Consider the following 26,263-nt stretch of genomic DNA (forward strand, 5'->3'; position numbering starts at 1 on the left):
AAGGGTGAATAATAAATGGGTGAAGTTTGGACATTAGCAGAATTTAGGCACGGGGAACTTAGCAGTGTATCATATGAGCTTTTAAATAGAGGCAAAAATCTTTCACAGAAATTAGATACGGCATTAGCATCAGTTATTTTGGGTTATGACATCAAAAAAGAGGATATTGATGAACTTATTGCAAGAGGTGCAGATAAAGTTTACGTGGTAGATGACAAAAACCTTGAAAATTTTCTTGTTGAATCATATGCAAATGTTTTGATAGCACTACTTGACGAATATAAGCCGGACATTTTTATAGCAGCAGCGACAACAACAGGAAGAACCTTGATGCCATATGTTGCAGTAAGGAAGAAGACAGGTCTTACAGCTGATTGTACGGTTTTAGATATTGAGGAAGGAACAGGAAATTTGCTTCAGACAAGGCCGGCTATTGGTGGTAATATCTTAGCAACAATAAAGACACCTAATACGAGGCCGCAAATGGCAACTGTAAGACCCCACTCAATGAAGCCGGCAATACCCGACAAAAATCGCAACGGCGAGGTTATTTATAAAAAATACGATGAAAGCCTATTTAAAACAAAATCGAAATATTTGAGATTTATTAAAGATGAATCACAGCAAGTAACAGTACAGGATGCCAAGGTAATTGTTGCAGGCGGCAAAGGTGTAGGCAAGGAGGAAAATTTTGCAATAATTGATGAGCTTGCAGAACTTCTTGGCGGTGCTGTTGGCGCATCCCGTGATGTTGTCGATAGGGGTTGGAAGACATATCCGCATCAAATTGGTTTAAGCGGTAAAACGGTTTCACCAGCTTTGTATATTGCAGCAGGCATTTCGGGTGCTGTGCAGCATATAGCTGGTATGCAGACATCAGAAAATATTATCGCTATAAATAAAGATCCCGATGCACAGATATTTCATCTTGCAAACCTTGGAATAGTTGGAGACTTGAATGAAGTATTACCGCTTTTGATAGAGAGAATAAAGGAATACAAGGCAAAGGAGGCTTCAGCAAATGTATAATAAAGTGACACCTGAAATCGTAGATGAACTGATTGAGATAGTAGGCAATAAAAATGTTATTTACAATAACTTCGATGCTATGGAGGCATACTCACACGACGAAGTAGCGGAGAAATCCTATGCACATATGCCGGATGTTGTCGTAAAACCATCGTCGGCAGAAGAAATTTCAAAGATAATGAAACTTGCGAATAAATACAAGATTCCAGTTACGCCGAGAGGTGCTGGCAGTGGTCTATCAGGTGGTGCAGTACCTGTTGAAGGCGGCATTGTTCTATCAGTCGAAAAGATGAACAAGATTCTTGAGATAGACAAAGATAATTTAATGGCGGTTGTAGAACCCGGTGTTGTTACTAATGAAATAAATAATGTAATTAAAGATGATGGACTTTTTTACGCTGGATATCCGATGAGTGTTGAGACATGCTATGTAGGCGGCAATGTTGCAGAAAATGCAGGCGGCGGAAGAGCTGTTAAATACGGCGTTACAGGAAGGTATATTTATGGACTTGAAGTTGTGACGCCGACAGGGGAGATTTTACACCTTGGTGGAAAACGTATGAAGGATGTTACAGGATATGACCTTATACATCTTATGGTAGGTTCTGAAGGAACACTTGGAATATTTACGAAGATATATATAAAATTAATGCCCCTTCCGCAGTCAAAGGTAGATTTATTGGTTCTTTTTAAAGATATAGATACGGCAATTAAGATAGTACCTAAAATAATGACATTTGGAAGGATTATACCGACATCAATCGAATTCATGGACGACCTTTCATTTAAGACTTCTTGTAAATACCTTAATGAAAAGATACCATTTGAAGAAGCAGGTGCTATGCTTCTCATTGAGCTTGACGGGAACAGCAAAGCAGAGCTGGAAGAACAGTATGAAGTAATAGGAAATCTTTGCATGGAAAATGGAGCAATTGAAGTATATATCGCAGATAATGCTACGACATCTGAGAGGATATGGAAGATTAGAAGAAATATTGCTGAAGCTTGGAAGCAGTATAGCCCTGACCAGAGCCTTGAAGACGTCGTCGTTCCAATATCAGAAATACCAAAATTTATGGAAAAGGTTAGGAAGATATCTGAAAAATATGATGTACCTATACCTTGTTACGGTCATGCTGGTGATGGCAATATTCATGCAACCCCTGTAAAAAATCCTAAATTCACAATGGAAGAATGGCTTGATATCTTGCACCACAAATTATTGCCGGAGCTCTACAAAGAAGTAATTAACTTAGGTGGCACAATAAGCGGTGAGCACGGTATTGGACACAAGAGAAGAGAGTTTATGTCTATGGCATTAGAGCCAGCACAAATCGAAGTTATGAGAGCTATTAAGAGAGCACTTGATCCAAATTATATATTGAACCCTGGTAAAGTTATATAGAATACTATTTTGGAGATGGTTCTATGGCAAATATAGAAATTCCTTATGGCAAAAGCAAATTAGCTTTTGATTTACCAGATGAGAGAATCCAGGGTATACTAAGGTCAAAGGCTGGAAGCTATAAGGTAAATATGTCAGAAGAAGATATAGTTAAGAGGGCATTAGAGAATCCAATAGGAACAAAAAGGCTTCAAGACCTTGCGGAAGGTAAGAAAAACATTGTAATCATAACAAGCGACCACACAAGGCCTGTACCGAGCAAAATTACATTACCATTGCTTCTCGATGAAATAAGAAAGAAGAACAAAAGTGCTAATATAAAGATTTTAATTGCAACAGGATTTCACAGAGGAACGACATTGCAGGAAATGAAAGCAAAATTCGGTGAAGATCTCGTTGAAAATGAACAATTTGTAGTTCATGACTCGAGAAATAGTGAAGACATGGAATTGATAGGTACATTGCCATCAGGCGGTAAACTAGAAATAAATAAATTGGCAGTGGAAGCAGACTTGTTAGTTGCCGAAGGCTTTATAGAACCCCACTTTTTTGCGGGGTTCTCCGGTGGAAGAAAAAGTATCCTGCCCGGAATAGCCAGCGCTCAATGTATCTTGGCAAACCATTGCTCTGAATTTATCAAAAACCCGTATGCTAGAACAGGTGTTTTAGAAAATAACCCAATACACAGAGACATGATCTATGCAGCAGAAAAAGCTAACCTCGCATTTATCTTAAATGTCGTCATAGACTCAGACCACAAAATAGTAAATGCATTTGCTGGCCACAGGGAAATGGCCCATAACAAAGGGTGCGAATTCGTAAGTTCTCTTGCAACAGTAAACGCAGAACCCACAGATATTGTTATAACATCAAATGGAGGCTATCCTCTTGATCAAAATATCTATCAGGCAGTAAAAGGGATGACTGCCGGTGAGGCTGCATGTAAAGACGGCGGTGTCATAATCATTGCTGCAGAATGTGCCGATGGTCATGGAGGAGAAGAATTTTACAGATGGTTTAAGGAATCCAAAGACCCACAAGATGTGATGAATAAAATTCTTTCGAGGGGCCGGAACGAGACGCTTCCTGACCAATGGGAAGCACAGATATTAGCCCGAATTCTAATGAAACATGAAGTCATCATGGTGACAGATAGCAAAAACTATGGATATGTAAAAGATATGTTCATGACACCGGCAAAGGATTTAGGTGAAGCGTTAAAAATTGCAGAAAGCATTGTTAACAATAGTTCTAAGATAAATGTAATACCAGATGGAGTATCAGTTATTGTAAGGGAAAAATAAATACGCTGTCAATTTAAAATGACAGATAATTTTAAGGTTAATTTTTGTACTAACATTATTTCACAAATTCTTTAAAAATTCTGCTCTTATAATTTTCATTGGTGGTTTGTAAGAGGTTTAAATTAAGCCTTTTACAAATCACTTAGCTTACTAATATAAATATTATTTTTCATTAAGTTACACTCTAGTAGTGTAATTTTGAGGTATTAGTTGATTAAAAATTAACAAAAATTACTTGCATCTTGCGGTTAATAGGTATATAATAAATTTGAAATTGATAAAAACATAACAAATACCTGATTTAAAAGCAATTCATTTTAGCTTGTTATCTGGCTTTTTTGCTTGCTGATGGCTATAAAATTATGTAAAGGAGGATTTCAATGGATTTTAATAATGTTTTATTAAATAAGGATGATGGGATAGCTCTCATCATTATAAATCGTCCAAAGGCTTTAAATGCATTAAACTATGAGACACTAAAAGAGTTAGATAGTGTGCTTGATATAGTTGAAAATGATAAAGAGATAAAAGTTTTAATTATAACTGGCAGCGGTGAAAAAGCCTTCGTTGCAGGTGCTGATATAGCTGAGATGAGTAATATGACACCACTTGAAGCGAAGAAGTTCTCTCTTTATGGACAGAAAGTATTTAGGAAGATAGAAATGCTAAGTAAGCCTGTTATAGCAGCGGTAAATGGTTTTGCACTTGGTGGTGGATGCGAGCTTTCTATGGCATGTGACATACGTATTGCAAGTAAAAATGCAAAATTTGGTCAACCTGAAGTAGGACTTGGAATAATACCTGGCTTTTCAGGAACTCAAAGATTACCACGTCTTATAGGCACTTCTAAAGCTAAAGAGCTTATTTTCACAGGTGACATGATAAATTCTGATGAAGCATATAAAATAGGCCTTATATCTAAAGTTGTTGAACTATCTGATCTCATTGAAGAAGCAAAAAAACTCGCGAAAAAAATGATGTCAAAAAGTCAAATAGCAATTTCACTTGCGAAAGAATCAATAAATAAGGGTATAGAAACAGATATTGAAACAGGTAATACAATAGAAGCCGAAGATTTTTCGCTATGTTTTGCAGCGAATGATCAAAAAGAAGGTATGAGTGCATTTTTAGAGAAAAGATCACCTAACTTTGAAAGCAAATAATGAAAAATTGCTATAAATTTATCAATAAGGAGGTAGTTTCATGGATTTTTCATTAACAAAGGAGCAAGAAATGGTGAGGCGAGTTGTACGAGAATTTGCTGAAAAAGAAGTTGCTCCAAAAGCAAAAGAAATAGATCAAACAGAGGAGTTTCCATGGGATACAGTTAAGAAGATGGCCCAAAATGATATGATGGGTATACCATACCCGGAGGAGTATGGTGGCGCTGGAGGAGATTACTTAAGCTATATCATAGCAGTTGAAGAGATATCAAGAGCTTGTGCTACGACTGGAGTAATTTTATCTGCTCATACTTCATTGGGAAGTTTTCCAATATATCAATGGGGAACAGAAGAACAAAAAAGAAAATATCTAGTGCCACTTGCAAAAGGTGAAAAATTGGGCGCTTTTGGCCTTACAGAACCTAACGCAGGTACAGATGCAGCTGGACAGCAGACAACTGCAGTATTAGATGGTGATCACTACGTATTAAACGGCTCAAAAATATTTATTACAAACGGAGGAAAAGCTGACATATATATAATCTTTGCAATGACAGACAAATCAAAAGGCACAAGAGGCATTAGTGCATTTATAGTTGAGAAAGATTTTCCGGGTTTTAGCATTGGCAAAATTGAAGAAAAAATGGGTATAAGAGCTTCATCAACTGCCGAACTTGTGTTTGAAGATTGTATTGTACCAAAAGAAAATTTACTTGGTAAAGAAGGAGAAGGTTTTAAAATTGCGATGGCTACACTAGATGGTGGAAGAATAGGAATAGCAGCGCAAGCCCTTGGAATAGCTCAGGCTGCTTTAGATGAAGAGATAAAATATGCAAAGGAAAGACAACAGTTTGGAAGACCAATTGGAAAATTTCAAGGCATTCAATGGTATATAGCTGATATGGCAACGAGAATAAATGCTTCAAGATGGCTTGTATACAATGCCGCTTGGAGAAAGCAGGTAGGTCTTCCGTACACAATGGAAGCCGCCATGGCAAAATTGCATGCTTCCGAAACAGCAATGTTTGTAACGACAAAAACAGTTCAGATATTTGGCGGCTATGGCTTTACAAAAGATTATCCAGTGGAAAGATTTATGAGAGATGCAAAAATAACAGAAATTTATGAAGGCACATCGGAAGTCCAGAAAATGGTTATTTCCGGTAACCTATTGAAAATGTAAGGAGGGCACACTTATGAATATACTTGTTTTGATTAAGCAGGTTCCGGATACGAACGAAGTTAGAATTGATCCTGTAACAAAGACACTTATACGTGAAGGTGTTCCAAGCATTATTAATCCTGATGACAAAAATGCCTTAGAAGAAGCTATCAGGATAAGAGAAAAAGTCGGCGGAAAAGTAACTGTAATATCGATGGGACCAACACAAGCAGAAGTAGCATTACGTGAGGCTCTTGCTATGGGTGCTGATGAAGCATATCTTTTGACAGATAGAGCATTTGCAGGCGCAGACACTTATGCTACTGCAAAAGCACTATCAAAAGCAATTGAAAAGTTTCAGTACGACATTGTATTTTGCGGCAGACAGGCGATAGATGGCGATACTGCACAAGTTGGACCACAAATTGCAGAACAATTAGACATACCTCAGGTAACATATGTAAGGAAGGTAGAAATAGAAGGAGACAAACTCATAGTTGAAAGAGCTCTTGAAGATGGATATGAAATCATTGAAGTTAAGACGCCAGTCTTATTGACAGCTATTAAAGAACTTAATGTGCCTAGGTATCCTTCAATAAAAGGAATATTCAATGCTTACAATAAAAAAGAAGTTAAAATCTTAACTGCAGATGATTTAGAAGTTGATAAAAATGAACTTGGACTAAAAGGTTCACCAACTAAGGTTGTAGCAACGTCAACTCCAAATACTGAAAGAGCTGGAGAAATATTTACTGGCAATATAAAAGAAGCTGTTCAGAATCTAGTTGAAAGATTAAACAGCAGACATGTGATATAGGAGGCGCGATGGATGAACGATTATAAAGATATATGGATTTTTGCAGAACAAAGAAATGGAAAACTTATGAATGTTGCCATCGAGATATTAGGTGAGGCAAGAAAGCTTGCAGACAAGAAAGGCGTTAATGTTGGAGCTGTTTTAATAGGGCACAATGTAGAAAATCTTTCAAAAGATCTTATAAGTTTTGGCGCTGACATAGTTTATGTTGTAGACAATCCTCTTCTTTCAAATTACACAACCGAGGGCTATGCAAAGGCAATATCTGAGCTTGCAAAAGAGTATAAACCAGAAGTCATACTCTATGGAGCAACTTTTATAGGTCGTGATCTTGCACCGAGGATAGCATCTAGACTTATGACAGGGCTTACTGCAGATTGTACAGGGCTAGATATTGACGAAAATGGACTGCTACTGCAAACAAGGCCGGCATTTGGAGGAAACTTAATGGCAACAATAAAATGTCCAGACAAAAGACCACAGATGTCGACAGTAAGGCCTGGAGTCATGAAAAGAGCTATTAGAGATGATACAAGAGATGGAAAAGTAATTAAATTTGATGCTGATATTAATGAAAGTGATATAAGAACTAAGATATTGAGCATAGCAAAAGAAGCAAAAAATGTAGTGAACCTTGAAGAAGCTGACATTATCGTTTCAGGCGGACGTGGAATTGGAGGACCTGATGGATTTAACATCATAAAAGAACTTGCAGACGTACTGGGAGGCGTGGTTGGCGCATCTCGTGCAACAGTTGATGCTGGGTGGATAACATCAGACCATCAAGTTGGCCAGACAGGTAAGACAGTTAGACCAAAGCTGTACATTGCTTGCGGAATTAGTGGTGCAATACAGCATTTAGCAGGTATGAGCAACTCAGGTACTATTGTCGCAATAAATAAAAATCCTGACGCGCCGATTTTCAAATTTGCTGATTACGGCATAGTCGGGGATTTATTCAAAGTAATACCAGTATTAATAGAGGAAATCAAAAAGTTAAAATAAAGGCAGCTGATCAGTTTGACAGTTGACCTTAATAAAAATAAAAAGGAGTGTGTTTTTATGCAAAAGATTTGTGTAATAGGTGCTGGAACAATGGGCTCAGGCATCGCTCAAGTATTTGCACAAAATGGCTTTGAAGTAATTTTACGCGATATTGATATGAAGTTCGTAGAAAAAGGATTTGGCACAATTGAAAAAAATTTACAAAGAAATGTTGACAAAGGGAAAATTACAGCAGATGAGAAAAACGAAATTTTAAGCAGAATCAGAGGTACAACAAATTTGGAAGACGCAAAAGAAGCAGATTTTGTAGTTGAAGCGGCTATAGAAAATATGGATCTCAAGAAACAAATATTCAAAGAGCTAGATGAAATATGCAAAATGGAAACAATCCTTGCGTCAAATACATCATCACTATCCATAACAGAAATAGCAAGTGCGACAAAAAGACCTGAGAAAGTCATAGGAATGCATTTCTTCAACCCAGTTCCAGTAATGAAACTTGTTGAAGTCATAAAAGGATTAAAGACATCAGAGCAAACATTTAATGTCGTCAGAGAATTGGCTTTAAAAGTAGACAAAACACCTATAGAGGTCAAAGAAGCACCTGGATTTGTTGTAAATAGGATTTTAATCCCAATGATTAATGAAGCAATTGGAATACTTGCCGATGGTGTTGCAACTGCAGAAGACATAGATGAAGCTATGAAACTTGGTGCAAATCATCCAATAGGACCTTTGGCATTGTCTGATTTGATAGGCAATGACGTCGTTCTTGCTATAATGAATGTGCTTTATGAAGAGTACGGCGATTCGAAATACAGACCACATCCACTTCTAAAAAAGATGGTAAGAGGCGGATTGCTGGGTAGAAAAACTGGCAAAGGTTTCTTTGAATACAAATAATCTTTTAAGGAGGAGAATATCATGAAAGAAGTAGTTATTGCAAGTGGTGTAAGGACTGCTGTCGGGAAATTTGGTGGAACGCTTCTAAATGTACCTGCAGTAGATTTAGGTGCTGTAGTAATAAAAGAAGCATTAAAAAGAGCCAATGTGAAACCTGAAGACGTCAGTGAAGTAATAATGGGAAATGTATTGCAGGCGGGCTTGGGACAGAACCCTGCAAGACAAGCCGAGATAAAAGCAGGTATACCGGTAGAAGTCCCGGCTATGACTGTGAACATGGTATGTGGATCAGGTCTTAGAGCTGTGACACTTGCTGCTCAGGCAGTTATGCTTGGTGATGCTGACATTGTTGTAGCCGGTGGAATGGAAAATATGTCAAGAGCGCCATACGTTCTAAATGATGCGCGTTTTGGATACAGGATGAACAATGGACAGCTTGTAGACGAAATGGTATATGATGGACTAACGGATGTATTTAACCAATATCACATGGGAATCACTGCTGAAAATGTAGCTGAAAAATATAATATTACAAGGGAAGAGCAAGATGAGTTTGCATATAGGAGCCAAAAACTCGCAGCAGAAGCTATATCATCAGGAAAATTTGAAGATGAAATAGTACCTGTAACGATACCACAGAAAAAAGGCGATCCGATAGAATTTAAGATTGATGAGCATGTAAGAGCAAATACGACAATTGAGGCACTTGCAAAATTAAAACCAGCATTTAAAAAAGATGGGACTGTAACTGCTGGAAATGCGTCAGGAATTAACGATGCAGCTGCAGCAGTAGTTGTAATGTCGAAAGAAAAAGCTGAAGAACTTGGAATAAAACCATTAGCAACGATTAAATCATTTGGTTATGCAGGTGTTGATCCAAGTATTATGGGAATTGCACCAGTATACGCTACAAGAAAAGCACTAGAAAAAGCTAATTTAACTGTAGATGATTTAGATTTAATTGAAGCAAATGAAGCATTTGCAGCACAGTCATTAGCTGTTGCAAAAGAACTAAAATTTAATATTGATAAAGTGAATGTAAATGGTGGTGCAATTGCATTAGGTCATCCAATCGGCGCCAGCGGATGTAGAATTTTAGTAACGCTTTTATATGAGATGCAAAAGAGAAATTCTCATATTGGACTTGCAACACTATGTATCGGCGGTGGAATGGGAATCGCAATGGTTGTAGAAAGGTAAAACACATATATTTGCTGAGTTGATAATTTCAATAAATTTATAATAATTACCACATATGTAAAAATATAATACATATGTGGTTTTTACCATTATTAATACTTTATTGAGTTATTTAAAGATTGTAATCCAGTATAGGAGGCTTATTTATGGATATAGAAGAAAGAATTAGATGCGATATGATTAGAAATAAAGTAATGTCGGCAGAAGAAGCAGCTTCATTGATAAAAGATGGTATGACAATAGGTACAAGCGGTTTTGTAACAGGTGGTCCTAAAGCAGTACCGTTAGCAATTGCTGAAAGATATAAGAATGAAAAGATAAAGTTAAATCTTTATACAGGTGCAATAGTAGGCGATGAATTAGACGGTGAATTTGCAAGGGAAGGTTTAGTCGATAAAAGAATTCCATATCAAACAAATAAGGACATGAGAAATGCTATAAATAATGGTTCAGTTAAATTTATTGATATGCACCTAAGTCATATGCCACAACAAATAAGATATGGTTTTTTAGGAAAAATTGATTTCGCTATTATTGAGGCAACTGCTATAACAGAAGATGGTAACATCATTCCAACAATGTCTGTTGGTAATTCACCCACATTTGTAAGTATGGCCGACAAAGTCATAGTAGAAATAAATACATCACAGCCTATTGAACTTGAAGGAATGCACGATATATACGAGCCAAAAGATCCACCATATAGAGAGTCAATACCAATAACGAAAGTCAGTGATAGGATAGGTATTCCGTATATTCCATGCGATCCAGATAAAATAGCTGCAGTTGTATTTTCAGATATGAAAGATACAACGTTACAACTTACAAGTATAAATGAAACATCAAAAAAGATTTCAGATTATCTTATAGATTTTCTTCAAACTGAAATAAAACACGGAAGACTTCCTAAAACATTTCTTCCATTGCAGTCAGGTGTTGGAAATGTAGCCAATGCCGTATTAGCTGGTTTTATTGAATTAAAATACAACAATTTAAATTTGTATTCTGAAGTAATACAAGATGCCGTTCTTGACTTAATAGATGCAGATAAGATAGAAAAAGTATCTGGAACAGCATTGACCCTTTCAGAAGAAGGACTTAAAAGATTTTATACTAATATAAATAAATATAAAGAAAAAATAATATTACGCCCACAAGAGATCAGTAATAATCCTGAGGTAATTAGAAGGCTTGGAGTTATATCAATTAATACGGCAATAGAAGTTGATATATACGGTAATGTAAATTCTACACATATATTAGGCACAAAAATGATGAATGGCATAGGTGGTTCAGCAGATTTTACTAGAAATGCTTATATATCAGTTTTTGCTACACCATCAACAGCAAAAGATGATAATATTTCATGCATAGTGCCGATGGTATCGCATGTAGATCATACAGAACATGATGTCATGGTGATAGTAACTGAGCAAGGACTGGCTGATTTAAGGGGGTTGAGTCCAAAGGAAAGAGCGATGGTGATAATAAAAAATTGTGCGCATCCCGATTATAAAGATGCTCTAATGGATTACTATGAAAGATCGATTGAAAGACATGGTGCTGTGCAAACACCAAATTTGCTGGATGAAGCGTTTTTGTGGCATACAAGATGTTTAAATACTGGAAATATGAAGATATGAATTTTAAAATAAACCCCACCACTTGTGACAGTGTGTAATCAGTATTGCTACCAATAGCAATGAAGGGGTGATTTTATGAGTAAAACGTCGATTGTGTCGATGCATGTAATCAGAAGATTGCCATCCTATTATAGATGTTTGAAAGAACTACAAAAAAATAATGTAAATAAGATATCTTCAAGTGAATTAAGTGAGAAGATTGGTGTTAGTGAATCACAAATTAGGCAGGATTTATATAATTATGGAAACTTCGGAAAGCAAGGTTATGGTTACGATGTTATAAAACTTTACAATGCATTGAAAAGAATACTGGGCCTTGATAAAACATACAATACAATTATAATTGGGGCAGGCAACTTAGGTCAAGCTATTGCTAACTATATGGATTTTGAAGAAATTGGTTTTAATTTAAAAGGCATATTTGACATAAATCCAAGACTTTTTAAAATAAAAATAAGAGATGCAAAAATTATGAATATTGATATACTAGAGGATTTTTTAGCTACAAATAAAATAGACATAGCTGTACTTTGCATTCCAAAAGACGATGCTCAAGTTATAGCAGATCGTCTGACAAAATGCGGAATCAAAGCTATATGGAATTTTTCGTCTATTGATCTGAAAGTGGCAGACGATGTGATACTTGAAAATGTTCAGCTAAGTGATAGCTTATTTACATTATCATATCGTTTAAATGAAGATGATTTATTTAATAGGATTAAGGAAGAAAAATAATAATTTTGATTTCATTAAGTACTGGATTATTGATGAGTTTTCTGATATTCTTTATTATGAGACATTTGCTCCACTCCTATGGTTAATATTGTTATGGTACAGCAATATATTAATACCATAAAAGTGAGCATTTGTCTCTATTTTTTATTAAATTTTTTCATGTAAGTTTATTATGACAATTTATGTAACTGAATTTTTATTTATGGTATCATATTATGAAATATTCAAAATATTCTTATATAGTTCAAAAAACTTTTTGTAGTGGAATCATAAATTATAGATTAAAATCTCAAAGGGCAAATAAATACAGGTAGATTTAATCTTGCGGAATTTTCGATTAAAATAGTTTTAGAAATGAATTTTTTGGTAAAAAGTGAGGTGATATAATGCTGCTAATCTATTTATCTATATTCGATACTGAAGATGATAAAAACAAATTCGAACTGCTTTATGTAACATATAAAAAGCTGATGTTTTATGTGGCAAACCAGGTCTTAAAAGATGAGTATCTGGCGGAAGATGCCGTTCATCATGCATTTATAAAAATAATTGAGAATTTTGATAAAGTTGGAGATGTATATTGTTACAAAACAAAGAGCTATATTGTTACTATAGTAAAGAATTATGCTATCAACTTGTATAACAAGCGAAAAAATCACGTGACCATTCCTCTTGAAGAGATTGAATATAGTATTGCGGATGAGGCAGTCAGTAAAATAGGAGAGATGGATAATCTTACAAAGGCTGTAATGAAGTTGCCTATTATTTACAAAGATGTGCTGATTCTGAAATATGTTCAGGAATTTTCAAACGCAGAAATTGCCCAAACACTGGATATTTCTGAGGTAACAGTCAGAAAACGGCTTGAAAGAGCAAAAACTAAGATACAGGAAATTTTATGGAAGGAGGAACATGTCGATGACTTATAAATTTACAGATGAAATGTTAAAAAGTGCGGTTATAAGAGCCGATAGATATGAGATAGAAGCTCTGCCGAACGATGACGAAATACAACATGAGTTTTCACATGAATTTGAAAGAAAAATGAATGTACTTATTCGCCAAAGCAAAAAAAGCAAGCTGATTAGAAGGCAGATATTTTGGCGCAGGCGGGTAGTCATTCTTATTGCTGCGATTATTATACTGTTTGCGTCAGCAATGAGCATAGCAGCTGTACGTGCTGAGGTATTTAAATTTATAACCGAAATCTATGAAAAATACACGCATATATTTTTTGAGGGAACGCAATCGAACAAAGCAAATGATGAACGATTTACGATATACATGCCAACTTATATACCTGAAGGCTTCAAACTATCTAATAGTGAGAAGGATGGTTTTATTCTGCTGGAGTATGAAAAAGGTGATGACTTTATATCCTACAACCAGCAGCGGATTGAAAATGTTTCTATGCACATAAATACCGAAGGAGTAAAGCTGGAGGAGCTTAAGTTAAAAGGACTGCCTGCTAAATATTATTCAAATCATGGTGTTCAAAACTTGATCTGGTATGATGATACGTATATGTTTATGGTGTCGTCAACACTGGACAAGGATATTATATTTAAGATTGCGGAAAGCGTTGAATCTGTCGGCGGAAGATGAGCTTTCTTATACAGCTATTGTTACAGAATATAAAATGAATGCTAGATAGGAGAAAATGGACTTTTTACACAAAGTACTATCTGCTCCATCTACCAAATTACAGCTGATTTTTGCATATCAGGATTTATGAAACTACACTATAACAGATAATTGTTAGCCTTATTGTTCTACTTATATACGAAACTTCAAAATTAATAATTTTAGACATTTGCCTGCACAAATTTTTAATTAGCGATGAAACCTTCAAAAACATATTTGTGTTTCTTGTCACAAAATGTACATTTAATTTGTCATAATGTATGGGTGGATATGTTCAAATTTTTAAGGGGGGTTATATAATATGCTAAAGAAAAGGGCTTTAAAGTCTCTGTTAATTGCTGCTTTAGTTTTTGCTATGATAATTCCTTCAATTGTTTTTGCAGATTACAAAGGGTATCAGGCATATGCTTTGTACAGTTTTCAGCGAGCTAATTATACAAATACACATGACAAAGAGACCAATGAAGATTACATTAAAAATCATGTCATAACTTTTACCAATACCGATAAAGCAATCTTTTGGGCTGCAAAGGCTGACAGTACAAAAATATCACCAGACTATACTCAAAATGAAGGAAACACTACTACTATTAAATTTAGTAGTGGTTATAATCTTGACAAGGATGATCAAGTAAAAATGGGACTCAAGAATTACCATTTTGAAACTTCTAATGCATTTGTCACCGGTGAAGTAGACTTCAAGTAGTCTGTAATAGAGCATATCCACCTTTTATCTGAGAAATCTTTTAAAAAGATAAAGCAAATAAATGTGAGGTGATGATATGAAAAACATAATTTTATTGGAAATTAAAAATTGCATGCAACGTAAAGAATTTAAGATCGTTTTTATGATTCTGTTTTTCTTATCAATAGGAAGCTATGTTATTGACTGTTATGAATTTTTCGGGCAAGAGTTGAGCTATGTAAGATCTGCATATGAGTCCTGTATTATACAGAGTGTGCAGTCCTATTTTGTATTGACGACAGAATTACTTTTGCTGCCTTTGATAGCAACTATGGTATATTCCGATTCATATTATTTAGACTGCAAAAGGGGAATTTACAAAAGTATTATAACAAGGATAGACAAAAGAAAATATATAATAGCAAAGGCAATTGCTATCTTTACAACAGTCTTTGCTGTATTTTTCATACCTCTAGCTGTCAACCAATTTTTATGCTTTATCGCTTTTCCAACTGAAGGATTTGACAATAACCAGTCTCTTCCTCCTTATGATATAGGATTTCAAAACTACCATCAGGAAAATCGCTTTGATTTTCTTAGAATACAGGCACCATTCCTCTATAATTTGCTACATATGGCGATTATTGGGCTGTTTGCTTCCTTATTTGCACTGCTAGCATACGCATTGTATTTTATTTATAAAAAAAGCAGGCTGTCGGTGATAGGCGGTATATTTATTACATATCTTCTTCAAGAAGTTGTTTTAAGTTTTATTGGAGAAGGTCAGAACAGAATTGAAAGCCTTTTAGCAGCCGGAGGTACAGGATCCGTTGCAATAATGCTTCTCTGGATTGCAGCATTGTTTATTTCTAGCGTAGCCTTGATTATACATAAAGGTTTCAAGGACGAGCCGGAAATACAGGCATGACACTTATATTAGCATGAGTCCTAAGAACAATAAGAGGGAGGTTATGTAAAACCATATGAAGTCAATTCATAGGATACTATGCAAAAAGCTCTTTTTTTCCCATAGATTTTACCTGTGTCTGCTTCCGATTTTTGGAATAGGCGTTTTGTATTGCTATAAATACTGTAGAATTCTGAATCAAGCAAAAGGTCAATTTTCTTTTATAGTATACCATGGTATTTTCCAAAACGTCGTCGTAATGTTTGTAATCATACCATCATTTTTGGTAATTATAGGGTTGATTAGTGATGACATGGATAAATGTGAAGTGCTGCTGAAGTATAAAGATGTAAGGGAATGGTGGGCAGACAAGAATTGGGGGACATGTTTTTTTTCTATAATTTACATTGCTGTAATTAACATTATAGTAATTGGAGTTATTTTATTTAGTGGTCACAGTTCGCAGATTAATTTTAGCTTTTTAAATTATATGTTTTTTGGATGCCTTTTTCAGCTGTTTGGTTTTTTGATACTTGGGAATGTATACAGCATAATATCATTGGAAACACAGCGACCGTATGCTGGATTTATCATAACTTATGTGATCTTTGCCATGATGAACCTTGTCAAAAATGTTTTAGAATCTTTATTATCATTTGACTTTGCTACTTTGGAGGAATATATGTTTCTTATGCTTGACAATATAAGTGTATTACATTTGATATGGCTTGTATTTATTTATATATTGATTTACAAATTAGGCTCAGCTATAAGTAAGGATAAAGATATTTATTGGGGGGTACAATAATGCGATTAAGGATGCTGCCTTTTATGAAAGGGGCTCTGAGTGGACTACCTTTGGCATTTTTTTTAGGCATTTATTATTTAAACATGATTAGATCATACGGATTTGATACATTAGAAGGGTTATTATTGCTATCGTATGGTTTTTTGGAAATTGAAAGCATAATATATGTTGTTCCAGTAATTATTTGGATTTTACCGCAGATTCATCTAACATATCTGCTGAAAGATTATATTTCCGATAGTATTGAAACTAGTGGGGCATATATCTTTACAAGGACGAAAAAGAAATACCGTTGGATGCTGGGAAGAGTGCTTGAGTTATTTTGCAATGTTGCAATGTATTATTTTGTGCAGTTTACATTTGTAGCGTTAATTGGAATTATAAAAGGTCTTTCCCCAAGCCGTGGATATATTGGTCTGACTATTATTTTTACCGAATTTGTTTTGGTATGTTTATTAAACTTCTTTTATGTTGCCTTGATAAATATCGGAGCGTTAAGGATGAAGGTAACTTATAGCTACTTTTTTACGATCTTTCTTAATATATTTTTAATTCTATTTGCTGGATTTCTGTATCAATTTGATGCTTCAAAAATATATTTAATAAAATATCTTCCGCCGAGCCAAGGCATCCTTACATGGCATTCTTTCGGGGATATTGCAGATAAATATCAGGAAGCATTTCGATTTACTGTCCAAAACTTTTCACCTTTATTTTCAGCAATCTACCTAATTGTCGCTTCGATGATTTTAATTGTATATGGCAATTTTAGATTGAAGAATATGGATATATATTAGAGAATTTTAAAAGGAGGAGTATTCCATGAAGTATATAGAAATAGTTGATTTAAATAAAACAATTAAAGACAGAGAAATACTAAAAAATATTAATCTTTCTTTAGACAGGGGCAAAATATATGGTTTTTGTGGGAGAAATGGCTCCGGTAAAACCATGCTTTTTAGGGCTATATGCGGACTCATTAAACCAACATCCGGGGTGATTAAGATCGACAATAAGACATTACACAAAGATATGTCTTTTCCAGAAAGCATAGGTGTTATAATTGAATATCCTGGGTTTTGGGATTACTATACAGGATATGAAAATTTAAAAGTGTTGGCATCTATAAAAAATATTGTAAATGATGAAGATATAAAAAATTCTCTAAAAAGGGTGGGTCTTGACCCGGAAGACAGGCGTACTTATAAAAAATATTCTTTAGGAATGAAGCAAAGATTAGGTATTGCTCAGGCTATCATGGAGAAACCGGATTTAATCATCTTAGACGAGCCGACAAATGCTTTGGATGAAGAAGGTATCATGATGGTCAGAAATCTTCTACTGGAAGAAAAAACTCGTGGAGCAACAATTTTAATAGCAAGCCATAATCAACAGGATATAGAAATATTAGCTGATGATATTTATAAGATGCAGGACGGTAAACTTATCACTAACAATATAAAATAGAAAGCGGGATTTTATGAAACGTAAAAACTCACTATTAATATTAACAATAAGTCTTAGTTTGATTATCTGTATTGCATTGGGAATACTAACGAGAAATTCTTATGTAAATAATGTAGATGTTAAGAGACTTCCGGATAAAATCAGCAGATACAGGATTGCTTTGGAGGAGGATGGTGGTTGGCTGTCGGAAATATACTTTGATAATAATATTAGAAGCCTTTCTCAATTAAAAGAAAAAGCAGATGTTATTGTTAAAGTCAAACCTTTAAAAGAAAGAAAACTACTTAATCAGGCCCTGCTTACGAAGGTACAAATTTTAGAAATATATAAAAACGATAATTTAAAAAAGGGTGAAAATATCTATATCTACGAGCCGACTTTTTTAGGGAATGATGAAGTCTATATGCCGGATGGCTATATTATGCAGCTTGATGATCAAGAGTACATTTTCTTTTTAAAAAAATTGAAGGTTCCTAATGGGTATAAATATAAAGGTAAGGAAAAAATTAGCTATATGCCTGTTTCAACTATTTTTGGAAAATATACTATTAAAGAAACAAATACATCGATTATATCAGAGGAGAAATTAAAAGAAGGTATATATTTTAGCGAAATAAGGAATATGGATATTGTTACTACAAATTCGAAAATATTAGAAACTTATCTTAATGTTAAAAGCGACGTAGAAGAAATGATTCGTGGGGGATAAATAATAAACGCCTATAAAAGAGGGAGGCTTTACAAAAATAAATAAAATGATTATAATTTTAGGGAAGTAAAATTTAGGAGGAGATGTAGCTGATGCCGAAATTTATGAAGCATCTTAAGATCACAGTAACAATATTACTAGTTTTTACAACATTTTTCACCGTCGCATTAGCAGATACAAGTCCAGGTACTCGGTATTTGACTTTTGGACATGATCTTACAAATGACCAGAGAAATCAGATTCTTAAAGATTTTAATCTAAATGACACAAATGGATTACATATTATAGAAGTTACTAATCAGGAGGAATATAAATATTTAGGTGGTAGTTTGCCTGCAAATGTTATAGGTTCTAAGGCAATATCATCTTCATTAATCACATTTAAAGAAAAAGGTTCGGGTTTAAACGTAACTACCCATAATATAACATGGGTTACTAGTGATATGTACAAAAATGCTCTGATAACAGCAGGTGTAGAAGATGCCGATATAAAAGTTTCAGCTCCATATCCTGTTTCAGGAACAGCAGCGCTTACGGGGATAATCAAAGCTTATGAGGAAGCAACAGGAAAACCTATAAGCGATGATGTCAAGAAGATTGCAAATGAAGAAATGGTTACTACAGGTCAGATTGGCGACAAGATTGGTGATAAGGAAAAGGCGGTTGAGCTTTTAAAAAGGCTTAAAGAAGAGATGTCTAAACAGACAGGGAAACTTTCTGATGCAGAGCTTAGAAGCTTAATACAGAATACTGCAAATAGTCTAGGAATAACTTTGACGCAAGACGAAATAAACAGTCTGGTTTCACTGCTTCGAAAATTACAAAATGCCAATATAAATTGGGATAAAGTCAAAAGCGGACTTGACAATCTTACTACATCATTTAAAGACTTTGTAAATAAAAATCCTGAATCAAAATCCGTAATAAAGGTAATTCTTCAGTTTTTTCAAAATATCATTAATAAACTGTTAAGCTTGCTGTAAATATTGATTAAAGTAAAGTAAGGATGATGACCATCCTTATTTTACTTTATAGCTTTGACTTTTCAATGGCTCTTATTCTATTTATGGCGCTTGGGTGTGTGTAAGAAAACCACTCTATAAATTTTGGTGGTTCAATGTCAGACAAGCTTTTTTCTGCAAGGTCAACTTGAAGCTTAATGACTACATCTTTATCATGCAGGTATTGAACTGAAAGCAGATCTGCCTGCCTTTCCATTTGACGAGAGATATAATTTTGAATTGGATTTGTATCAAAGTTAATCAAAAGCAAAAATAGATAAAGCAAGGATATGACAAATGGTCCGTACTTGATGCTGTGTGTTTGTACTACACTTGTTTTTAATAAAATGTTAAATATGAAAAACATTATGAAAATTCCTATTGAGCCCATTAAGATGCTTTTTAAAACGTGATTTTCTTTCCAGTGAGCGGCTTCATGGGCTATTACAGCTTTTATCTCATCTTGAGGATATTTTTTCAATAATGTATCATAAAGAACGATCTTGCTTGTGCTGCCAAAACCGTAGAAATATGCATTTGCTAGTGTAGTCCTCCTGCTAGCATCCATTTCTTCAACTCTGTCTATTTTTATTCCTGCGTTTTTTGATACATCATTTACCATATTTAAAATAACAGGGTCAGTAACAGGTGTAAATTTATTAAACATAGGAGCGATAAATGATGGCCATATAAAATTTTGCAAAAAAAGCATGGCTGTAAGAAAGATAGATGCTAATATCCACCATGTTCTGTGATATTTATTTATCGCAAAGAATAATAATATTATTCCGATTCCAGATAGTACAATGTCGATGGCTGAGCTTTTTATATAGTCTATCCACCAAGATTGAAGTGTTTGTACTGAGAATCCCCATTTTACCTGTAGCTTAAATGAATACAAACTGAAAGGCAATGATAAAACTTTTAAGATCGCCCACAATACAATGAAGAACATGAAGATGCCTACATAGTAATTTCCTCCGCTAAGTCTTTCACACGTTTTTGAAAGCCGCAAAGCAAATCCTCCAAAGACGAACCATAATAGAAATATTAATTGGACTAAAAATGAAGTGATATTTATTATTCTATTTGCTTTGTGATATGGTATAGATTTTTCTACTGTGTAATGAGAAAAAAACTTGTAAACATCAGGGGAAACAGTGTTTGGTGATAATGTGTAATATATGTATAATGAAGAAGACAACAATGCTATAAAAGTTAGCAAAAACCATATTTTGTTAAACTTTACGCTCAATATTATCTCATCCCTTCTTCAAAAATTACTATGAATATATTATATTATATGCGTATCGAAAATTAAATTATTTATTGCTTTATTTTGATTTTACTATGCTATAATTATATTAGATTATTTCTAGGGGTGTAGAAATGAAGACATTATTAGTTGGGCTAAATGCTAAATACTATCATACAAATTTGGCCATAAGAAATATCAAGTGGTACTGTAAGCCAATGGAGATAGAGATATTAGAAATGACAATAAATGATGACACTGATTATGTATTATATGAAATATTAAAAAAGATGCCTGATGTGGTTGGCTTTTCATGCTATATATGGAACATAGAAAAGGTTTTAAAGCTATGTGAATATATAAAAAAAGTAAAAAAAGAAATAGTCATAGTTCTCGGTGGGCCGGAAGCATCCTACGATGCAGAAAACTTGCTAAAAATTAGTCAAATAGATTTTATTGTCTTAGGTGAGGGTGAAATAACTTTTAAAGAACTTTTAGCAAGGTTTTGTACGGGAGGAAATATAGATGACTTGGATGGCATAGCTTATAGGACCAATGAAAGTATAATAGTGAAGGCAAAAGCTGATTATGTTAATTTAGACGATATTCCATTTCCTTACTCTGATGAAGAAATTTCAGATAGACTTGTATACTATGAGACGTCAAGGGGATGCCCTTTTAGATGTTCATATTGTCTGTCATCGCTTGACAATAAACTGAGATATGCAACCATTGAAAAAGTAAAAGCTGACTTGAATGAATTATCAAAAATGGGTGCAAAGATTGTAAAGCTTATTGATAGGTCTTTTGATAGCAATATAAAGAGGGCGATAGAGATACTGAACATAATAAGAGGATTGAAAGGCGATACAGTATTTCACTGTGAAGTTAATCCCGAATTAATCAATAAAGAGTTTATAGACAGCTTAAAAGGCATAGAAGATAGAATTCAATTTGAAGTCGGCATTCAAACGACAAACAAAAGCACGCTTATAAAAGTATCTAGAAATCCAGACGTGGAGAGTGCGCTGAACGGTATAAAGCTTATTGTGGACGCCGGTATAAAGGTACATGTGGATTTGATTGCGGGACTGCCAGGTGACAGCTTTAAATCAGTTGCGAATTCATTTAATGATGTTTACAAATTAAATCCAGATGAGATTCAGTTGGGATTTTTAAAGCTTTTAAAAGGAACGGATTTAAGAAAAAATGCAGATAAATACTGTATAGAATTTAGAAGTGATGCACCATATGAGGTTCTAAAGACAAGTACAATGTCGTATTACGAACTTTACAAACTAAAAAGTATAGCTTTTTTGGTAGATAAGTATTACAACTCTGGAAGGTTTAATAAAACATTAAATTTCTTATTAAGCTTTTATGATGGACCTTTTGACTTATATAAATCGATGTACGATTATTGGGAGAGTTACAATTTATTTAGCAGAAGACATTCTTTAAATGATTTATTTGACATAATGTACAAATTCGCTGTTTCTAAAAGAATAGATTCTGAACTGTTAGGGGACTATTTGCGATATGATTACATGTACTCAACAAACAATAAAGCTTATCCGGATTGTTTAAAAGATTTGCATCAGAAAATACCTGACAATGTAAAATCGCTATTACACAATGATGAATGGTTGCAAAATAATTTGCCTTTGGCGAAAAATATGTCCAGCGCAGAGAAAGGCAAAAATATTTCAATAGGGTTTTTTAAACATGATATTTTGGGAGAGAGTAATAAAAGCGTATATATTGTTTTTTTGCATTTGAAAGGCAGGACCTATTGTGCAAAAATTTATGTTTAAGGAGATTGATATTATGCCTAAAACACTAGTCATAGCCCATCGCGGTGATTCCAAGAATGCACCAGAAAATACATTGTCGGCTTTCAAAAGAGCTGTTGAGATCAGCTCAGATGGCATTGAGCTTGACGTGCAACTTTGCAAAGATGGTCATTTGGTTGTAATACATGATGAGAGAGTTGATAGAACTACTGATGGAATAGGATATGTCAAAGATTATACGCTAAGTGAATTAAAAAGATTAAGTGCAGGGATAAAGTTCAGCAAAAGGTTTGCTAGTGAAAAGATTCCTACTCTGCCAGAGGTTTTTGAACTTTTAAAAAATAAGGATGTTTTATTGAATATAGAGATAAAAAGCGGTATAATCTTGTACACTGGGCTTGAAGAAAAATTAGTGAATTGTATATTTGATTACGATTTTGAGGATAGAGTAATTATATCATCCTTCAATCATTACAGTGTTAAGACTGTGAAAGAGATTGAGCCAAGACTAAATATAGGTCTTTTATATGAATGCGGTCTTGTGGAACCATGGCATATAGCAAATAGGATTCATGCTTATTCACTTCATCCCTTTTACATTAATATAATACCTGAGGTTGTGAAAGGTTGCAAATCAAATAATGTTAAACTATTTCCTTGGACAGTCGATAGTGCAGAGTCAATGGAGAAAATGTTAAGATTTGGTGTTGATGGAATCATTACAAATGATCCACTTAAACTTATAGACTTAAAAAAAGTGATAAATTAAGTCTTATATTTTCACGATAGGGGGTTACTACACGATAGGGGGTTACTATATGAAGCAAAATAAGTGGATGAAAGACATGACATTTAAAGAAAAAGTAGAGTACATATGGGATTATTATAAGATACACATAATTGTTGGTGCTGTTGTAATTGCAATAACAGCATCATTTGTCAATTCAATTATAACAAACAAAGATTATGTTTTTGATTTTTCATTAATAGGCACGTCAATAAACTTTGATAAAGAGATGAGCTTCCAAAGTACTGTAACTAGGGAGTTGCTAGGTACAGATAAGGGTAAGAAACAAGCATTAGTTGAATTTTATATGTTAACAAAAGGTAGTGATGGGAAATATCAACTTGATCCCACATCTGTACAGAAACTTATGGTAAAAATATCTGCGCAGGAAGTTAATGTCATAGCACTTGACAAGGATAATTTTAATGTATTAGCAAAGCAAGGTGCATTTATAAATCTTGATTCTATAAAAGAATTGGATTTAAGCGGTTTTAAAACAGAAAGATTGTCTTCTTCAAAAGATGTTAAGGCTGGTACGTACGGAATTGATTTAAATAAGGAAAACAAGTATCTTGATGAAATAGGATATGATTACCGCGACAAAGTAATAGCGATTGTGTCTAATTCACAGAACAAAGATTTATCAATTAAATTCCTTAAATGGATTCTTGATATGAAGTAGTTTTTCATGTATACTATGATTGTGATTTTCAAAACTTGCTTATGGTGAATTTTGACGAGGTGATAATGTGAAAGAAAAAATAAAGCTTTTAAAAGGAGATATAACAGAGCAAGAAGTCGATGCAATTGTAAATGCCGCAAATTCCGGACTTCTAGGTGGCGGTGGGGTTGATGGTGCTATACATAGAGCAGGTGGAAAAGTAATTGAGGAAGAGTGTAAAGAAATCAGAGAGAGAGAAGGGGGATGTCCTACAGGAAAAGCAGTAATAACGCATGGCGGTAATCTAAAAGCAAGCTACGTGATACATGCGGTTGGCCCTATATGGAAAGATGGAAATAGTGACGAAGACAACTTATTAGCAAGTGCATACATAGAAAGCTTAAAGATAGCAGACAAGAACAATTTAAAGACGATAGCATTTCCGTCTATTAGTACTGGAGCATATGGTTTTCCAGTTGATAGAGCTGCAAAGATAGCACTGAGGGCTGTATCAGATTATCTTGATAAAAGTGACATAAAAGAAGTGAGATTTGTATTATTTAGCGACCATGACTACGATATTTATTCAAAGGCATATGATGAATTATAGGTAAAATAAAAAGCAGACCAAATATTGGCCTGCTAATAATAAATCTTTATTATTTAACTACGTTCGTTAAGACAAGTCCTATCATGATAATTCCGACAATCAACCTGTAATAAGCAAAAGGTCTCAACGGATGGCTTTTAAGGTAAGAAAGAAACTTATCAACGACTATCAGTGCGACTATAAATGACATTATAAAACCTACTGCCAATGCTTCCCACTCTAACGCAGTCATTGAAGCAATTCCTTTATGAAGAGAGACGGCTGTTGCGCCAAACATCGTTGGTATTGCTAAGAAGAAAGAAAATTCAGCGGCTGCTTTCACGGATAGACCAGCCATCATTCCACCCATTATTGTTGAAGCTGACCTTGACATACCTGGGAAAAGCGACATACACTGTGCAACACCGATCCAAAAAGATTTTTTGGTGCTTACTTTGTCCATATCATCAATCTTATAATTAGAAAAGGCATTTTCAACAATTAGCATCATTATTGCACCTATTACAAGTGCTATTGATACAGTAAAAGATGAAAACAAGTGTTTATCAATAAAATCATTCAGAAGAAGACCTAAAATTGCAGATGGTATAAAAGCGACGACAATCTTAAACCATAATCTAAATCCCCATTTGTTTGGAGCCAGATTTTTAAGAGAATTCCATATTTTTTCTCTGTAGTAATAGACGATGGCCAGAATAGCGCCAAGCTGTATTACTACTTCAAACATTGTGGCATATGCACCTCTAAAATTTAATAAGTCACCTACTATTATGAGGTGTCCTGTGGATGAAACAGGTAAAAACTCAGTTAAACCTTCCACGATACCAAGTATAAATGCTTTAACCAAAAGAACCATAAAGTACCGACTCCTTACCATTAATATGTTAAACACTATTTAATTTTATATTAATATTGTTTATAATTCAACATATCTTTTAGTGTTTTAATCTTTTTTTAATGTGATATAATAGGTGTATAAATATGTGGTGAGGTGATTTTGTGCTTTTACCGGGATTTTCTTCATTTGCAATCGGCATCATAATAATTGCATTTATAGTTTGGCTTTTTGGAAAATCAGTTAAAATATTATTTAAATTTGTACTAAATTCTATAATAGGTTATGTATTTCTCTTAATTTTCAATTTTTTTGGTTCTATTTTTGGTCTGACATTGCAGATTAATCTTATAAACGCTTTTATAGCAGGTGTCTTTGGAATACCAGGTATAGTTGTTTTACTTGCTTTAAAGTATATATTTAAGATTATCATATGAACCCTATTGGGTTTATTTTTTTATGTTTAATATTGTTGTTTTAATATGGAATAATAATAGTAAATATGAATGGAGGTATAAAATATGGATATAAGAAGGATAGTTCTTGATAATTTAAAAAATCGCTCAAAGGATGAAATAAAAGGCTTTATACAGGATGCTGTAGATACTAAGGAAGAAAATGCAATTCCCGGTCTAGGCATAATATTTGAAGCAGCATGGGAAAAAATGAACGATGCAGAGAAAAACAATATGATGGATTATGTCATGAGAGGAATATCATAAAAGGGTATCTTAA

Annotated in this window: 28 protein-coding genes; 26 read left to right on the plus strand and 2 right to left on the minus strand. The window is 34.2% G+C overall.

The genetic code is table 11. The features are described from left to right. Positions 1–15: 15 nt before the first annotated feature. From Q2T46_RS14515 to Q2T46_RS14610, 20 genes are all read left to right on the plus strand, one after another. On the plus strand, positions 16–1,029 hold the full coding sequence (locus Q2T46_RS14515; RefSeq protein WP_013298140.1) for an electron transfer flavoprotein subunit alpha/FixB family protein: 1,014 nt from the start codon (positions 16–18) through the stop codon (positions 1,027–1,029). Beyond that, a complete protein-coding gene (locus Q2T46_RS14520; protein WP_013298139.1) occupies positions 1,022–2,434 on the plus strand; it encodes an FAD-binding oxidoreductase in 1,413 nt (470 codons plus the stop codon). Before Q2T46_RS14515 ends, Q2T46_RS14520 begins: the two co-directional genes overlap by 8 nt. 23 nt (positions 2,435–2,457) lie before the next feature. Further along, on the plus strand, positions 2,458–3,738 hold the full coding sequence (gene larA / locus Q2T46_RS14525) for a nickel-dependent lactate racemase (protein ID WP_303264907.1): 1,281 nt from the start codon (positions 2,458–2,460) through the stop codon (positions 3,736–3,738). 380 nt (positions 3,739–4,118) lie between these two features. Next, complete coding sequence (locus Q2T46_RS14530; protein WP_150200735.1) at positions 4,119–4,901, plus strand: short-chain-enoyl-CoA hydratase; 783 nt, start codon at positions 4,119–4,121, stop codon at positions 4,899–4,901. Between the two features lie 40 nt (positions 4,902–4,941). After that, positions 4,942–6,084 carry an acyl-CoA dehydrogenase gene (locus Q2T46_RS14535; RefSeq protein WP_303264906.1) on the plus strand — a complete coding sequence of 381 codons (1,143 nt, stop codon included), beginning with the start codon at positions 4,942–4,944 and terminating at the stop codon, positions 6,082–6,084. A 13-nt stretch (positions 6,085–6,097) separates the two neighbouring features. Further along, the gene (locus tag Q2T46_RS14540) at positions 6,098–6,880 is read left to right on the plus strand and encodes an electron transfer flavoprotein subunit beta/FixA family protein (protein ID WP_013298135.1); all 783 of its coding nucleotides are present in this window, start codon (positions 6,098–6,100) and stop codon (positions 6,878–6,880) included. Positions 6,881–6,892: 12 nt separating this feature from the next. After that, positions 6,893–7,885, plus strand: a complete 993-nt coding sequence (locus tag Q2T46_RS14545; protein ID WP_013298134.1) for an electron transfer flavoprotein subunit alpha/FixB family protein — start codon at positions 6,893–6,895, stop codon at positions 7,883–7,885. Positions 7,886–7,942: 57 nt separating this feature from the next. Continuing rightward, positions 7,943–8,788, plus strand: coding sequence for a 3-hydroxybutyryl-CoA dehydrogenase (locus Q2T46_RS14550; RefSeq protein WP_013298133.1), 846 nt, complete (start codon positions 7,943–7,945; stop codon positions 8,786–8,788). Between the two features lie 21 nt (positions 8,789–8,809). Then, positions 8,810–9,988: an acetyl-CoA C-acetyltransferase gene (locus Q2T46_RS14555; protein ID WP_303264905.1), complete on the plus strand. Its 1,179-nt coding sequence runs from the start codon at positions 8,810–8,812 to the stop codon at positions 9,986–9,988. 146 nt (positions 9,989–10,134) lie between these two features. Further along, positions 10,135–11,631: an acetyl-CoA hydrolase/transferase family protein gene (locus Q2T46_RS14560; protein WP_303264904.1), complete on the plus strand. Its 1,497-nt coding sequence runs from the start codon at positions 10,135–10,137 to the stop codon at positions 11,629–11,631. 75 nt (positions 11,632–11,706) lie between these two features. Then, entirely contained in the window at positions 11,707–12,366 is a 660-nt protein-coding gene (locus Q2T46_RS14565; protein ID WP_303264903.1) for a redox-sensing transcriptional repressor Rex, read from the plus strand. A 386-nt stretch (positions 12,367–12,752) separates the two neighbouring features. Next, positions 12,753–13,295 carry an RNA polymerase sigma factor gene (locus Q2T46_RS14570; RefSeq protein WP_303264902.1) on the plus strand — a complete coding sequence of 181 codons (543 nt, stop codon included), beginning with the start codon at positions 12,753–12,755 and terminating at the stop codon, positions 13,293–13,295. Further along, entirely contained in the window at positions 13,285–13,971 is a 687-nt protein-coding gene (locus tag Q2T46_RS14575) for a DUF4367 domain-containing protein (RefSeq protein ID WP_303264901.1), read from the plus strand. The genes Q2T46_RS14570 and Q2T46_RS14575 overlap by 11 nt, the downstream gene beginning before the upstream one ends. Positions 13,972–14,311: 340 nt before the next feature. Beyond that, positions 14,312–14,716: a hypothetical protein gene (locus tag Q2T46_RS14580; protein ID WP_303264900.1), complete on the plus strand. Its 405-nt coding sequence runs from the start codon at positions 14,312–14,314 to the stop codon at positions 14,714–14,716. A gap of 76 nt (positions 14,717–14,792) precedes the next feature. Next, the gene (locus tag Q2T46_RS14585) at positions 14,793–15,623 is read left to right on the plus strand and encodes a hypothetical protein (protein ID WP_303264899.1); all 831 of its coding nucleotides are present in this window, start codon (positions 14,793–14,795) and stop codon (positions 15,621–15,623) included. A gap of 55 nt (positions 15,624–15,678) precedes the next feature. After that, positions 15,679–16,410, plus strand: a complete 732-nt coding sequence (locus Q2T46_RS14590; RefSeq protein WP_303264898.1) for a hypothetical protein — start codon at positions 15,679–15,681, stop codon at positions 16,408–16,410. A gap of 23 nt (positions 16,411–16,433) precedes the next feature. Further along, positions 16,434–17,207: a hypothetical protein gene (locus Q2T46_RS14595; protein WP_303264897.1), complete on the plus strand. Its 774-nt coding sequence runs from the start codon at positions 16,434–16,436 to the stop codon at positions 17,205–17,207. A 25-nt stretch (positions 17,208–17,232) separates the two neighbouring features. Further along, complete coding sequence (locus Q2T46_RS14600) at positions 17,233–17,877, plus strand: ATP-binding cassette domain-containing protein (RefSeq protein ID WP_303264896.1); 645 nt, start codon at positions 17,233–17,235, stop codon at positions 17,875–17,877. Between the two features lie 13 nt (positions 17,878–17,890). Then, entirely contained in the window at positions 17,891–18,586 is a 696-nt protein-coding gene (locus Q2T46_RS14605) for a hypothetical protein (RefSeq protein ID WP_303264895.1), read from the plus strand. A 92-nt stretch (positions 18,587–18,678) separates the two neighbouring features. After that, a complete protein-coding gene (locus tag Q2T46_RS14610) occupies positions 18,679–19,569 on the plus strand; it encodes a DUF1002 domain-containing protein (protein ID WP_303264894.1) in 891 nt (296 codons plus the stop codon). 46 nt (positions 19,570–19,615) lie between these two features. On the opposite strand, the gene Q2T46_RS14615 is transcribed toward Q2T46_RS14610, so the two are convergent. After that, positions 19,616–20,842 carry a M48 family metallopeptidase gene (locus Q2T46_RS14615; RefSeq protein ID WP_311062278.1) on the minus strand — a complete coding sequence of 409 codons (1,227 nt, stop codon included), beginning with the start codon at positions 20,840–20,842 and terminating at the stop codon, positions 19,616–19,618. Between the two features lie 134 nt (positions 20,843–20,976). On the opposite strand from Q2T46_RS14615, the gene Q2T46_RS14620 reads away from it, so the two are divergent. The 4 genes from Q2T46_RS14620 to Q2T46_RS14635 all read left to right on the plus strand — a co-directional run bounded on the left by Q2T46_RS14620 (position 20,977) and on the right by Q2T46_RS14635 (position 24,693). Then, positions 20,977–22,656 carry a B12-binding domain-containing radical SAM protein gene (locus tag Q2T46_RS14620; RefSeq protein ID WP_303264893.1) on the plus strand — a complete coding sequence of 560 codons (1,680 nt, stop codon included), beginning with the start codon at positions 20,977–20,979 and terminating at the stop codon, positions 22,654–22,656. 13 nt (positions 22,657–22,669) lie between these two features. Beyond that, positions 22,670–23,404: a glycerophosphodiester phosphodiesterase gene (locus Q2T46_RS14625; protein ID WP_303264892.1), complete on the plus strand. Its 735-nt coding sequence runs from the start codon at positions 22,670–22,672 to the stop codon at positions 23,402–23,404. Between the two features lie 49 nt (positions 23,405–23,453). Further along, on the plus strand, positions 23,454–24,104 hold the full coding sequence (locus Q2T46_RS14630) for an ABC transporter substrate-binding protein (RefSeq protein ID WP_303264891.1): 651 nt from the start codon (positions 23,454–23,456) through the stop codon (positions 24,102–24,104). A 67-nt stretch (positions 24,105–24,171) separates the two neighbouring features. Continuing rightward, positions 24,172–24,693, plus strand: coding sequence for an O-acetyl-ADP-ribose deacetylase (locus tag Q2T46_RS14635; protein WP_303264890.1), 522 nt, complete (start codon positions 24,172–24,174; stop codon positions 24,691–24,693). A gap of 49 nt (positions 24,694–24,742) precedes the next feature. Here Q2T46_RS14635 and Q2T46_RS14640 read toward each other — a convergent pair whose 3' ends face one another. Beyond that, the gene (locus Q2T46_RS14640) at positions 24,743–25,549 is read right to left on the minus strand and encodes an undecaprenyl-diphosphate phosphatase (protein ID WP_303264889.1); all 807 of its coding nucleotides are present in this window, start codon (positions 25,547–25,549) and stop codon (positions 24,743–24,745) included. A gap of 143 nt (positions 25,550–25,692) precedes the next feature. On the opposite strand from Q2T46_RS14640, the gene Q2T46_RS14645 reads away from it, so the two are divergent. Together Q2T46_RS14645 and sspI are read left to right on the plus strand one after the other, a co-directional pair. Beyond that, complete coding sequence (locus Q2T46_RS14645) at positions 25,693–25,965, plus strand: pro-sigmaK processing inhibitor BofA family protein (RefSeq protein WP_303264888.1); 273 nt, start codon at positions 25,693–25,695, stop codon at positions 25,963–25,965. Between the two features lie 84 nt (positions 25,966–26,049). Continuing rightward, positions 26,050–26,250 (plus strand): small acid-soluble spore protein SspI, encoded by a 201-nt coding sequence (sspI, locus tag Q2T46_RS14650; RefSeq protein ID WP_013298120.1) that lies wholly within the window; start codon positions 26,050–26,052, stop codon positions 26,248–26,250. The last annotated feature ends 13 nt before the right edge of the window (positions 26,251–26,263 follow it).

It is taken from the genome of Thermoanaerobacterium sp. CMT5567-10 (assembly GCF_030534315.2).
In the GTDB taxonomy this organism is placed as follows: domain Bacteria; phylum Bacillota; class Thermoanaerobacteria; order Thermoanaerobacterales; family Thermoanaerobacteraceae; genus Thermoanaerobacterium.